Source organism: Pseudomonas sp. R4-84 (genome assembly GCF_054130985.1).
On the sequence record NZ_CP096390.1, the window covers coordinates 3,901,694 to 3,914,810 of the forward strand.

Below are 13,117 nucleotides of genomic sequence, written 5' to 3' on the forward strand. Positions count from 1 at the left end.
TTACCTCTCAGTTCGCCGCGTCGGCAACGCGTTGGCGCGGCAGCGCCAGTTGCAGCAGGTTGGATTCGTCGGCCTGGTCACGCGGCAACTCGCCGCGCATGGCCCCTTCGCACAGCACCAGGATCCGGTCGGAAATGCCCATCACTTCCATCAAGTCACTGGACACCACAATCACCGCGATGCCATCGGCCGCCAGGTTGTGGATAATCTGGTAGATCTCGGCCTTGGCGCCGATGTCGATGCCTCGCGTCGGCTCGTCAAGCAGCAGGACTTTCATCGGCATGGAAAGCCAGCGTCCCAGGATTGCTTTCTGCTGGTTACCGCCGGACAAGTACATGATTTTCTGGCTCGCCGCCGGGGTCTTCACTTTGAGCGACTTGATCTGCTTGTCGGCATTGCCCCGCTCCCACTCGCCACGCAACAGGCAGCCGAGCGCGGAATGAGCCGGACGGGCGCTGATGTTGATGTTCTCGGCCACGCTGCCCAACGGAATGATGCCCTCCTTCTTGCGATCTTCCGGACAGAGCAGCACACCAGCGGCGATGGCATCCCGGGGGGAACGCAGTTTCAATTCCTTGCCGTGCAGGACCAGGCTGCCCTCGCTCTGACGTTCCAGGCCACTGAGCAAACGCAGCAGCTCGGTACGACCGGCGCCGACCAGCCCGAACAAGCCGAGGATCTCGCCCTTGTGTACATGGAAACTCACCGGTTCGCGCAAGCCCGGCCCGAGCAGGCCTTTCACCTGCAACGCCACATCGCCGCGCTCGCGGGGGCGGTAGTCATAAATGTCTTGGATATCGCGACCGACCATGCACGTGACCAACTGATCGTGGGTCAGCTCGCTCATGTTCTCGAAGGTGCGGACATAACGACCGTCCTTGAAGACCGTCACCGCGTCACAGATGCGGAACACCTCCTCCATGCGGTGGCTGACGTACAGCACCACTTTGCCCTCGTCCCGAAGGCGGGCAATGATCGTCATCAAACGGTCGATTTCCCGGGCCGACAGGCTGCTGGTCGGTTCGTCGAAGGCAATGACGTGGGCGCCACGGGACAAGGCCTTGGCGATTTCCACCAACTGGCGCTGGCCAAGGGACAGACGACCGACTTTTTCCTGCGGGTCGATTTCGTCCGCCAGCCCTTTGAGCAATGTCAACGCCTGCTGACGCAGTACGCCGCGATTGACGAGGCCGAAACGCGCCGGCAAATGACCGAGGAACAGGTTCTCCGCGACGGTCATTTCCGGCACCAGGTGCAATTCCTGGTGAATCACCGCCACACCGCTGGCGATGCTGTCGGCGGTGCCTTTGAAGGCCATCGTCTGCTCGCCGATCTGCAAGTCGCCGCTGCTCGGGATGTAGGCGCCCCCGAGGATTTTCAGCAACGTGGACTTGCCCGCGCCGTTCTCGCCCATCAAGGCATGCACCTGCCCCGGATGAGCAACGAAACTGATATTGGCCAGCGCCTGCACGCCAGGAAAGGACTTGCCGATCCCGTTGAATCGCAAGCTGCCGCCGATGTTGTGTTGCCGTGTCGCTGTTTGCGCTTGCATAACCACCTCGAACTCACAGAGATCAAGCGACCCTGCCACTCATGTGGCCAGGGCCGCTTTTGAATCAACCGGCCGTCAGTTCCACAGGCCGATCTTTTCCAGCTCTTGCTTGAAGTTCTCCCGGGTGATCAGCGTCACCTCGTCCATGGCGGTGTACTTCGGCGGTTCCTTGCCGGTGGTGATCCACTCGTACATCATTTCTGCGGTCTTGTAGCCTTCGATGTGCGGGCTTGGCAACATCGAACCGAAGAAGCCGCTGTCCGGTTTCTTCAACTCGCCGATGGCGTCGGTGCCGTTGATGCCGATGCCGATCACGTTGGCCGCCTTGAAGCCGGCTGCTTCGGTGGCGCGCACGCCGCCCAGCACGGTGTTGTCGTTCATACCGCCGATGATCAGGTTTTTCGCAGCGCTTGGCAGCTTCACCAGCGCCGAGTTGGTGGAGTCCATGCTGCCGGGGACGTCGAGGGTCTTGAGCGCCGCAAACAGAATGTGGTCTTCCGGCATCCCGGCTTTCTTCAAGGCATCGACCGAACCGTCGGTGCGCTTCTTGCCGGTGTCCAGTTCGTTGAAGGTGTTGATCACCGCGTAGGTGTCTTTCCAGTCCCAGTTACGCTTTTTCGCCTCGGCGGCCATCGCGGCGCCCTGCTTCTGGCCCACCTCGAAGGCCGCCATGCCCAGGTATGGCACGTCCTCCATGAACTTGCCTTTGGCGTCGACGAAACGGTCGTCGACGGCGATCACCTTGAGATCGTTAAGCTTGGCCTTGGCCATGATGGCTGGGCCGAGAGACACGTCCGGCGGGCAGATCACGAAGCCCTTGGCACCGTTGGCGGCAAGGCTGTCGATGGCCGAAAGGGTTTTTTCGCCATCGGGCACGGCGATTTTGATCAACTCGAAGCCTTTGTCCTTGCTCGCCTTCTCGGCGAAAGCCCACTCGGTCTGGAACCAGGGCTCCTCCGCCTGCTTGACCAGGAAACCGATTTTTACCGGATCCGCTGCCAGCAGGCTGCTGCTAAGGCTGACCGCGGTCACCGCCAGGGCGGCACGACACAGGGAACGGATCCCACGACGATATTTCATAGCTGACTCCTTGTTTTTTTTATTGAAAGCCAAACGTCCAGGGATCTGCTCCACATGGGTGGAATTGCGCAGGCTGGCCGGTCAAATCGTGTTACTGCACAAGCATAGGTGTAAATAGTCATATCGTATGATGATTGGATTACAGGCGAAGTTTCCCTCCGCAATCCAAGAATGTTCAGTCGTGGTACATGACCGAACGCCCACCATCGATGGTGATGCATGAGGCATTGATGAACGGTGCTTCGTCACTGGCCAGGAATACGGCCGTCATTGCCACTTCAATCGGCTGCCCGATGCGCCGTGGCGGGTGCAGGTCCAGCGCGCGCTGGCGTTCGGCCTGGGGATCGGCAAAGCCGTTCCAGTAGTCGACGTTCAGTTGAGTCTCGATGTAGCCCGGCGCAATGGCATTCACCCGCACGCCCTTGGGTGCGTACTCGATGCCCAGGGCACGGGTCAGGCCCAGCAGGCCATGTTTGGCTACGGGGTATGGGAAACAACCGGGAATGATGTGGGACGAATGGGTCGACGCGATGTTGATGATGCTGCCCACGCCCTGTTCGATCATCTGTGGCAACACCGCCTTGCAACCGTACCAAGCGCCATCCAGGTCGATGGCAAAGCAACGGCGCCAGTCCTCTTCGGTCATTTCCAGCGGATCGCGGAACACGTTGATGCCTGCGCAGTTCACCAGCACGTCGATGCGACCATGCAACTCGACCGCCCGGCGGGCCATGACGTGCAAATCCTGTTGGTTCGAGACATCAACCTTCAGCGCTTGGACATCCGCACCCTGTCGACGCCAATGGGCGGCGACGGTTTCGACCTTTTCCCCCTGGATGTCGCTGATGACCAGCCGGGCCTGTTGCGAAGCGAACGCGGCGACAATGGCCTCGCCGATGCCCTGGGCAGCGCCGGTCAACAGCACGACCTTGTCTTTAAGGCGTTCGCCCTTCACGGGCTCAGGCACCGGCGGCAAGCAAAGCGCTTCAGCCATGGACGGGGCCTCCAGTGCAAACACACGACAAAAACCGGACACCCAACGATGGCCGGTTCAAAAGCTGTGGGCTCAACACTGATTCGCGAACACCGCCGAGGCGTTCCGGGAAAAAACGATGCATCACTTCACCTGTTTTGTTTTTTTAAGTGTGAGTGCGTATTGCTGATGGAGCCGACTATAAACCCGACCGCCAAATAATCTCAATATATATATTTACATCCCATATTTTGGGATTTACCCCGCGAACCGTGTACAAGCCACGCCCGGCACATCGACGCGCATCGATAGCACCGCCCCGTCCAATGGGTGATTGAGGGGACTTTGCGCACTGGTGATATACAAAGTCCGTAGGTCTTCACCACCGAATACACAACTGGTAGGGCGACTGACCGGCAATTCGATCACCTGATCGACGTGACCCTCCGGATGCAACCGCAGCAGGCTACTGCCGTCCCAACGGGCATTCCAGATATAGCCCCGCGCATCCATCGCCGAACCATCCGGCCCGCCACGGGAATGGGGTCCGAACCAGACTTCGGCGGGCGCGAGTTTTCCATCGGGGTAAATGAAGTGCCGATAAAGGGTCCCGTCCAGGCTCTCGCCGAAATAGACGGTCGTGCCATCAGGGCTCCACAACAATGTGTTGGGGATGCCCAAGCCACGCAACAGCGGCATCACGCGGCCATCGCCGCCGACACGAAACAGCCCACCGGAGCGCTGCTCGATGGGCAAGTCTTCGCCATCTTCCCCGATGTTGTTCTGCATGGTGCCCAGCCAGAGCTGGCCCAACGCATCGCAGCGGGCTTCGTTGGCGCGATTGCCCGGCTGGGGATCGGCCATGCACAGCAACTTCAGGCGCGGTTCCAGTCCTGGGGAGTCCAGGTCCAACCGGTAAACGCCACTGCTCAACGTCACCAAGGCATCGCCGCTCTGGGTCGGGATGAATGCAGAGACGTGCTCAGGCATCTGCCAGATCTGCACGTTCTTGCCAATCAGCCGCAACGCCTGCTTGCCGGCAATATCGACCCAATACAGCGCCTGGGTCGGCTCGTCCCAAAAAGGCCCCTCGCCCAGCTTCGCCCGATGCTCCGTCACAGCCGTCCACTTCATTTAAAACCTCCTGTTCCCGAGTTTCCCGGCGTTGTCTGTTCGACCGGCCATGACATTGGGGTAAAAACGCTTGATGGCCAGGTCTGCGTTATCGATCAGCGTCATGCAGGCCCAGACGCCTCGCGTCGCGTCCCGAGCGGCGATGGCTTCGGCGATGTCCTTGTGGATCGGCAGCGTGCGGCGCAGTTCGTCCGGGTCGGCGGCCGACACCTCGAACGAAACCGCCAACAACGCTCCGAGGGCTGGGACCATTTGTTCGATGAATTGATTGTGGCTGGCCGCGAGGATGCATTCGTGGAAGAACTGGTCGGCGCGGTTGTAATCCGCACCGCTGTCCACCGCCCGCTCAAGCGCATGATAGGCCAGGCGGATCGCCTGCACCTGGTCGGCCGTCGCCCGTTCACAGGCCCAGCGCACGGCCATCGGTTCGATGGTGCGGCGCAGGTCCAGCAGATCGTCGACAAAATTCTCCGGCAAGCCGCTGCGCGACAGCCAGCCCACCACTTGTGGATCAAAGAGGTTCCAGCGGCGCACCGGCAATACCCGCGTGCCGACCTTCGGCCCGACTTCCAGCATGCCTTTGGCCACCAAGGTTTTGATGGCTTCGCGAATCACCGTGCGGCTGACGCCCAGTTGCTCGCCCAGATCCGCCTCGACCTTGATGGTTTGCCCAGGCTTGACCTGGCCGGCGGCGATCCAGCCCCCCAGCCAATCGACGGTCGACGCGTGAAAACTGCTGGACATGAGCACCCCGTGGGCATTTCTTGTTAGGTGCCCACGCTAATCATCATACGATTGGGTGTCAATTTGAATTTTTGGCGCCTTGTGAAAGCGAGCAAGTTCGCTCCTACAGAAAAATCAGGGCTCCAGGCCGATGGGGAAAAACTCGCCACCACTCCAGACGCCCAACCAGCGCTGCCCATCTATCTCACGGCTGACCGCAAGCTCCACCAATTGATAGAACACATTGCGATGAATCAGCGCTTCGAGATTGCTGCGCACATGAATGTAAGGCGCCGGTTCCTGGGTCTGGGGATCGATCATCACCCGCATCGGATGTTCCGGGCCGGCTTCGGTGACTTCCTCGACATTGGTGGTAAAGCGCAACAACTGCCCTTCCCCCTCTCCTTCGACCTCCAGGGTCACGGCCACGAACGGCGCGTCATCGACCTTGATGCCGACTTTTTCCACAGGGGTAATCAGAAAGTAATCATCGCCGTCGCGGCGAATGATGGTGGAGAACAGCTTGACCATCGGCTTGCGTCCGATGGGGGTGCCCAGGTAGTACCAAGTGCCATCCCGGGCGATGCGCATGTCGATGTCGCCGCAGAAGTCAGGGTTCCACAAGTGGACCGGCGGCAGGCCTTTGGTCTTGGGGATCTGCCCCAGCAGGTCATTGGCTTTTTGCGGTCCGCTCATGGTGCCCCCTTCTGTTTATTCGTTGCTCATCCCCAACAAGCTGCGGGCGTACTCACGCAACGGCGCGGCGATGAGGTCTTGTGGCTGCTTGTCGTGCAACGTCAGCAAACCGCCACGACTCTTGATGCGTGCAGTATCAATCAAATACTGGGTGCTGGTCTCGATCAACATGATTTGAATCACACTGGTGTCGACACCCAGGCGATCCACCGCCTCTTCATCCAGCCATTCGTCGGTGTTGCCGATGCGGTTGTCCGCCTTGGCAAATCGGGTGTAGAGCAAATAGTGGGCACCGGCGGCACGCGCTTCACCCATCGCCTGATCGAGGCCTTCCGGGACCCTGGCGCGACGAACCATCGGGAAATATTCGATGAATCCATTGAAGGCTTCTTCAGCCACGACGTTGGGTCGCGGATAGGCGCTACCTGGCGGAGCAAAAGCGCCCTGAGCGATGTAGATGAAGGAATCCGGCTGGATGCGCAGGTTGTTTACACGGCGGCTGTCGCTATGGTCCAGCAGGCCGGCATCGCTCATGTGATAACGAACGCCCTCCCCCATATCGCTGACATTCATGCAGCCACCAAGCGTCAAAACGGTCAGCAGCAAAAACAGGCTACGCATCCTATCCTCCAAAAACCGGTGACGGAAAACCGGCGAATGGCCGTGGGATGCAGCTTTTGCGCCAGCTTGCAGGGTATGCGCCTTGGAATACCTGTGGCGAGGGAGCTTGCTCCCGCTGGGCCGGTCCGACGCTTCGGCGTAGCGGCCCCTTTGCACGTTGCGACTGCTTCGCAGCCGAGCGGGAGCAAGCTACCTCGCCAGGAGAAGCCAGTCAGCCGCCAATGATTTTCATGATGGTCGCGCCACCCGAGAACGCTACTTCCTGCTTGTCTCCCAACGCCTTGACCAGCAAGCGCTGGAGCGCCGGCAACGCCTGGTGTCGGGGCTTGTCCAGCAGATCGCCGACGTAATGACGGTTGCTCGACGACAGGCAGCCGTGCAGCCAGCCAGTGGAAGACAACCGCAGTCGCGAACAGGTTCGGCAGAACGGCACGCTTTCGTTGGCGATCACGCCAAAGTGCCCGAGCCCGGGAATTTCATAGCGCACAGCCGTGGCATCGACGGGAGCGTCGGCTTGCAGATATTCGTATTGGTCGCCAATCAGGCCCAGCAGTTGCTGAAGGCTGACGAATTGCTGAAGGAACGCATTGGAATCCTTGGCCAGGTGCCCCATGCGCATCAACTCGATGAAGCGCAACTCATAGCCACGTTCCAGGCAGTATTCAAGCAACGGCATCACCTGATCGAGGTTCTGCCCGCGCAGCGGCACCATGTTGACCTTGATCTTCAGGCCCGCCGCCCGGGCCTGCTCCATGCCATCGAGCACAGTCGCCAGGTCTCCTCCGCGGGCTATGCTGCGAAAGGCAGCGGCGTCCAGAGTGTCGAGGGAAACGTTGATCCGGCGGATACCGGCATTCATTAGCAGGGGCAGCTTCCTGGCCAGCAACTGGCCGTTGGTGGTCAGGCTGATGTCCTCAAGGCCCATCTGCCCTACCGCTGTCATGAAGCTCTCAAGCTTGGGGCTGACCAGCGGCTCGCCACCCGTGATGCGCAACCGCTCGATTCCAGCCGCTTCGATCAGATACGCCACGCCTCGCGCCATGGCCTCGGCCGACAGTTCATCCTGCGCAGCCACCAGCCGCTTGCCATCAGGCACGCAGTAGGTACAGGCGTAATTGCAGGCTGAAGTCAGGCTGATCCGCAAATTGCGAAAACGCCTGCCTTGACGGTCAACGATCATGGATCACTCCGGCGAAAGAAGAATCGAGCCCGTGAAAATTGACCTAGAAATCAAGTTTTCGCAAGACCCAAGCCCGAGTATATTCCTGGGGCACTGCGCCATGTAAGCGGACATGGCGCAATTAAGCAGCTGAATGCCTCAACTGCTCGGCGTATCCGTGTCGCGCTTGCGCTTGTTTCCCATGCGCACACCGATATCCATCAGGAATTGGAAGAAGCCTTCCTGGTCTTCCAGCACATTGCTCCAGAACGGCGAGTGGTACAGCGCCACCGCGCCGTGCACCAGCGCCCAGGCAGCGCAGTAATGGAAATACGGCGGGACGTCTTCAAGCTTGCCTTCGCTGATCCGGCCCTTGATCAGCAAGGTCAGGCGATCGAAATTCGAGGCGCGGATCTTGTGCAGCTCCTCGACCATTTCCGGCACCTGGTTGCCCTTGACCACCTTTTCTTCCAGGCGATCGAACAAGCGGTAACGCTGCGGGTCGCGCATGCGGAACTCGAAGTACGCTCGGGACAGCGCTTCCTTGTCCTTGTCGACATCGGCCGAATGCAACAGCTCGTTCAAATCCCGCTCGTAATCGAGCATCAGCCGCAGGTAGATCTCAGCCTTGGACTTGAAGTGTTTGTAAATCGTGCCTTTGCCGATACCCACGGCATCCGCAATCATCTCGACGGTGACGCTGTCTTCACCCTGATCGAGGAACAACTTGAGCGCGGTGTCGAGAATTTCCTGCTCGCGGCGACGAAACTCACGGACCTTACGAGGTTCTTTGTGCATAAGAAAAAGGTCTGAAGGGTCAAAATTCGAAGCCGGGTATTATGCCTAACTTACGCAAAAATGCACGGATCATCCGCGCACGGCCACAGTTCTTCACAAAACGGTGCGACCCCAGCTCCTCAGTTGGTAAGCGCGGACCCGCCTGGGCAGGCTTTGCCGGCAATGAGAACTTATCCGAAGCGAACGTATTCCAAATTTGTTTAAAAACGACCTCGGTCAAACTGGACTCATCGCCAGACTGATCAATACTTGAACTGTCGGCACGACATCTCCCCCAAGTGACGCGCCGATAAAGGTGCCAACGGACCGCGTGCCTTTGTTTTACTCCTAATGGTCTTAACCCGGATTCACCCCCCAGAACCCGGGTTTTTTTTGCCTCGATTTCAGGCTCTTGCCGTACGGACCCGAGCCAACGGGAACAGCCGCTTGAAATTTTCGGTGGTTTGCTCCGCGAACCGGTCGTACGGTTCCCCCCGCAGCATCGCCAGGTATTCGGCAACCTCCCGGACATACTGCGGAAGGTTGGGCTTGCCACGATAAGGGATGGGCGCCAGATAAGGCGAGTCGGTTTCCACCAACAAACGATCGGCTGGCACTTTGCTTGCGACGTCGCGCAGGGCGTCGGCATTACGGAACGTGACGATGCCGGACAAGGAAATGTAATAACCCATGTCCAGGGCAGCCTTGGCCATATCCCAATCCTCGGTGAAGCAATGAAGCACACCGGCGTGGGGCAGCGCCGCGTCCCGCAGCAATGCCAAGGTATCGGCCCGCGCGCCACGGGTATGGATGATCACCGGCTTACCGGTCTGCCTGGCGGCCTCCAAGTGCAACCGGAACGACGCCTGCTGGACGTCGGCGGCCTCCGGCTCGTAGTGATAGTCGAGCCCGGTCTCGCCGATAGCCACGACTCGCGGATGATCGAGTTCGTGCAACAGCCAATCCAGGGCCGGCGTGGCATCGGGCTGCACATCCAGTGGGTGGATGCCCACCGAACAATCGACGTCTTCGTATCGTTCAGCCAGGCGCTTGACGTCGGCGGCGTTGTCGGCGCTGACACCGATGCAGAGGAAATGCCCCACCCCTCGCTGGCGCGCCGCATCCAAGGCGGCGTCGAGGGATCCGCCATGGGCGGCGAGGTCAAGGCGATCGAGGTGGCAATGAGAGTCTACGAGCATAAAGGGCCAGGCTACATCGTATGAGTGGGACGGTCGGACTTGAGCGTTCCGGCCAGGTGGGTTTCGATCTGGTTGCGAGCCGAGTTGTCGCCTTCGTTGAACTGCACGCCAACGCCGGCGGCCCGGTTGCCCTGGGCGCCTTTGGGAGTCATCCAGATCACCTTGCCGGCGACCGGGATTTTTTCCGGTTCGTCCATCAGGCTCAACAGCATGAACACCTCGTCGCCCAGGCGATAATTCTTGTTGGTGGGAATGAACAGGCCGCCGTTTTTGATAAACGGCATGTAGGCCGCGTAGAGCACCGACTTGTCCTTGATGGTCAGGGACAGAATGCCGTTGCGTGGTCCGGGACTGACAGGTTCGTTCATGCTGGTCTCCGCTGCGATTGAGCTGAGTCTAGTGCCTCTGTCAGGTACGACCAGGCAAACTCGCCCATTGCACCAACAGCGCCTCCAACAGCAATACGCGATTGAGGTTGGCCTTGCTCAACACCTTCTGACGTTGGGCAAGAATCCAGTCCTGGATGTTCAAGATTTTGTCCTGGCTGCTTTTTTGCGCCAGGTATTGGATGACTTTACGCATGTCGGTCAATCCGAGGCCGGCTTCGTCCTCGGTAAGCTGATAACGCAGGATCAGGCTCGACCAATCGCAGAACCAGTCAAACAACAGCAACAGGGGAATGGCGTTCCAGCCTTCGGCCAGTTGCGTTGGAGATTGTTGCTGCTTGAGCAGCTTCTTCACGCCGTCCACCACCAACGCCCGCTGCTCGCGCACGCCTTGGGCCTGCAGGCTGACGGCCGCCAGCGGCGAACCGGCGGCCAGGGTCAGCAGTTCGCCACGTTCCTCATCGGTGCTGTCAGGCATGGCCTGGGCGAGCCATTGCAAACTCATCGCCTGGCTGGGCAGCGGGCAGGCCTGCTGCACGCAGCGGCTCTTGATGGTCGGCAGCAAACGGCTCGGCTGATGACTGACCAGCAACAGGACGGTATCGCCGGAAGGCTCTTCGAGGCTCTTGAGCAAAGCGTTGGCGGCGTTGATGTTCATTGACTCAACCGGCTCGACCAGCACGACTTTGCGCCCGCCCATTTGCGAGGTCTGGACCACGAAGCTGACCAAGTCACGGACCTGGTCGACCTTGATCGCTTTGTCCGCTTCTTCAGGTTCCAGCACATAATTGTCCGGATGACTGCCAGCCTTGAGCAGCAGGCACGATTTGCATTCCCCGCAGGCATTCGTGGCCGTCGGGGCCTGGCACAAAAGGCTCGCCATCAGGCGCTCGGCCAACGCCCGCTTGCCGATACCGGCCGGGCCATGCAACAGGTACGCGTGGGCATGCTGCGTGCGGCCGGCCAGTTGCTGCCAGAGACCGTCCTGCCAGGGATAGGCTTCAGCCACGGGCACGCTCCAGCAACCCGGGCAACACCGCATCCAGCGATTGCTGGACCTGGGTCAACGGCTGCGCGGCATCGATCAACAGGTAACGCGTCGGATCGGCCTTGGCGCGCTCGATGAAGGCGTTGCGCACGGCATTGAAGAACGTTGCCCCTTCAAGCTCGAAGCGATCCAGCCTGCCACGAGCGCTGGCCCGCGCCAGGCCGATTTCCACCGGCAGGTCGAAAACCAGGGTCAGGTCCGGCCGCAGGTCGCCCTGGACAAACGTTTCCAGCGCAGCGATACGCTCGACGGACAAGCCTCGGCCACCGCCCTGGTAGGCGTAAGTCGAATCGGTGAAGCGGTCACAAAGCACCACGGCTCCTCGGGCCAGCGCCGGTCGAATCACTTCGGCCAGGTGCTGCGCCCTGGCAGCGAACACCAACAACAACTCAGCGTCAGGGTTCATGACTTCTTCAAGGGGCGCCAGCAACACCTCGCGAATCCGCTCGGCCAGCGGCGTACCGCCCGGCTCGCGGGTCAAGACCACCTCGATGCCGGCGGCCTGGAGGCGTCCGGCGAGGTATTCGCGGTTGGTGCTCTTGCCGGCGCCTTCCGGGCCTTCCAGCGTGATAAACAAACCAGTCACGGGGCGATCCTTAGTCAAAGTCATTGCGGGTTCGGTGGCTCACTGGCATCCGGTTCGGGGGCCGGATCCTGAGGCGGCACCTGGGACCCGTCTTGCGGCGCGGTATCAGGTGACGCGGCGGGAATCGGCGCCGAATCTTCAGGTGTGGCCGGGGCCGGGCTGGAGCGGTAGTCGGCGCGACGTTTGAGCTGGTATTCACGCACCGCATTGTTGTGCGACTCCAGATCATCGGAAAACACATGGCTGCCGTCGCCCCGCGCAACAAAGTAAAGGCTGTTGCCGTCGGCCGGGTTCAATGCTGCGTGAATCGCCTCGCGCCCGACCATCGCGATAGGCGTAGGCGGCAGGCCCGGCACCAGGTAGGTGTTGTAGGGATTGGGTTCTTTCAGATGGGATCGGGTGAGCTTGCCGGTGTAGCGCTCCCCCAGGCCGTAGATCACAGTGGGATCGGTCTGCAGCAGCATGCCCAGGCGCAGGCGCCGCACGAACACCCCGGCAATCTGACCCCGTTCCTGGGGCACACCGGTTTCCTTTTCTATCAGCGAAGCCATGATCAATGCTTGATAGGGTTGGGTGTAGGGCACGTCGGCGGCCCGTTGCGCCCATTCCTTGGCAAGCACATCATCGAGCCGCTCGTAGGCTTTCTTCAGCAGGTCGGCATCCGATGTACCGCGCACGAATCGGTAGGTGTCCGGAAAGAACCGACCCTCCGGAAATACGCCGGAATGGCCAAGGCGATCCATGACCTGGCTATCACTCAGGCCGGCGAGCGTCTGCTCGAGCTTTTCATCCTTGGCCAACGCCGCGCGCACCTGGCGAAAGTTCCAGCCCTCCACCAGCGTCACGCTGTACTGCACCACTTCACCGCGCTTCCAGACGCCGATCAGGCCTTCCATCGTCATGCCCGGCACCATCCGGTATTCACCAGTGTGCAACGGCTGGCCGGCAAGATTGAAACGCCAATAGACGCGCAGCCAGAACGCATCCTTGATCAGGCCATCGGCTTCGAGACGATTGAGGGTTCCGGTCGGCGTGGTCCCATTGGGCACATCCAGCAACTCTTCCTGGGTGATGTTCAACGGCTGCTGCAGCGCCGAATGAATTTTCCAGGCCGAAGCGCCCAACAACAGCCCTGCCAGAACCAGTCCGGTCTCCAGCAACAACAAGAATTTACGTCTCACGA

The 13,117-nt window shown here is 60.3% G+C and carries 14 protein-coding genes; all 14 read right to left on the bottom strand.

Features of this window, described 5'->3' with window-relative positions:
* Positions 1–7: 7 nt before the first annotated feature.
* The gene (gene araG, locus M1D68_RS17730) at positions 8–1,552 is read right to left on the bottom strand and encodes an L-arabinose ABC transporter ATP-binding protein AraG (RefSeq protein WP_420767198.1); all 1,545 of its coding nucleotides are present in this window, start codon (positions 1,550–1,552) and stop codon (positions 8–10) included.
* A gap of 75 nt (positions 1,553–1,627) precedes the next feature.
* Positions 1,628–2,632 carry a substrate-binding domain-containing protein gene (locus M1D68_RS17735; protein WP_420767197.1) on the bottom strand — a complete coding sequence of 335 codons (1,005 nt, stop codon included), beginning with the start codon at positions 2,630–2,632 and terminating at the stop codon, positions 1,628–1,630.
* Between the two features lie 175 nt (positions 2,633–2,807).
* Positions 2,808–3,626 carry an SDR family oxidoreductase gene (locus tag M1D68_RS17740; protein ID WP_434559998.1) on the bottom strand — a complete coding sequence of 273 codons (819 nt, stop codon included), beginning with the start codon at positions 3,624–3,626 and terminating at the stop codon, positions 2,808–2,810.
* Between the two features lie 237 nt (positions 3,627–3,863).
* The gene (locus M1D68_RS17745) at positions 3,864–4,739 is read right to left on the bottom strand and encodes an SMP-30/gluconolactonase/LRE family protein (protein ID WP_457967971.1); all 876 of its coding nucleotides are present in this window, start codon (positions 4,737–4,739) and stop codon (positions 3,864–3,866) included.
* Positions 4,740–5,483, bottom strand: a complete 744-nt coding sequence (locus tag M1D68_RS17750) for a FadR/GntR family transcriptional regulator (protein ID WP_434560002.1) — start codon at positions 5,481–5,483, stop codon at positions 4,740–4,742.
* 114 nt (positions 5,484–5,597) lie between these two features.
* Positions 5,598–6,158 carry a DUF1285 domain-containing protein gene (locus tag M1D68_RS17755; protein WP_420767193.1) on the bottom strand — a complete coding sequence of 187 codons (561 nt, stop codon included), beginning with the start codon at positions 6,156–6,158 and terminating at the stop codon, positions 5,598–5,600.
* A gap of 15 nt (positions 6,159–6,173) precedes the next feature.
* Positions 6,174–6,779 (bottom strand): DUF4823 domain-containing protein, encoded by a 606-nt coding sequence (locus tag M1D68_RS17760; protein ID WP_039593661.1) that lies wholly within the window; start codon positions 6,777–6,779, stop codon positions 6,174–6,176.
* Positions 6,780–6,990: 211 nt separating this feature from the next.
* Entirely contained in the window at positions 6,991–7,959 is a 969-nt protein-coding gene (locus M1D68_RS17765; RefSeq protein ID WP_420767192.1) for a GTP 3',8-cyclase MoaA, read from the bottom strand.
* Positions 7,960–8,097: 138 nt separating this feature from the next.
* The gene (locus tag M1D68_RS17770; RefSeq protein ID WP_039593659.1) at positions 8,098–8,736 is read right to left on the bottom strand and encodes a TetR/AcrR family transcriptional regulator; all 639 of its coding nucleotides are present in this window, start codon (positions 8,734–8,736) and stop codon (positions 8,098–8,100) included.
* Positions 8,737–9,119: 383 nt separating this feature from the next.
* Positions 9,120–9,914, bottom strand: a complete 795-nt coding sequence (locus M1D68_RS17775; protein ID WP_457967974.1) for a TatD family hydrolase — start codon at positions 9,912–9,914, stop codon at positions 9,120–9,122.
* Positions 9,915–9,925: 11 nt separating this feature from the next.
* A complete protein-coding gene (locus tag M1D68_RS17780) occupies positions 9,926–10,282 on the bottom strand; it encodes a PilZ domain-containing protein (RefSeq protein ID WP_186611513.1) in 357 nt (118 codons plus the stop codon).
* A gap of 40 nt (positions 10,283–10,322) precedes the next feature.
* A complete protein-coding gene (locus tag M1D68_RS17785; RefSeq protein WP_434560006.1) occupies positions 10,323–11,309 on the bottom strand; it encodes a DNA polymerase III subunit delta' in 987 nt (328 codons plus the stop codon).
* Positions 11,302–11,934: a dTMP kinase gene (tmk, locus tag M1D68_RS17790; RefSeq protein WP_434560008.1), complete on the bottom strand. Its 633-nt coding sequence runs from the start codon at positions 11,932–11,934 to the stop codon at positions 11,302–11,304. The genes M1D68_RS17785 and tmk overlap by 8 nt, the downstream gene beginning before the upstream one ends.
* A 20-nt stretch (positions 11,935–11,954) precedes the next feature.
* Positions 11,955–13,115: an endolytic transglycosylase MltG gene (gene mltG, locus M1D68_RS17795; protein ID WP_457967976.1), complete on the bottom strand. Its 1,161-nt coding sequence runs from the start codon at positions 13,113–13,115 to the stop codon at positions 11,955–11,957.
* Positions 13,116–13,117: the final 2 nt, after the last annotated feature.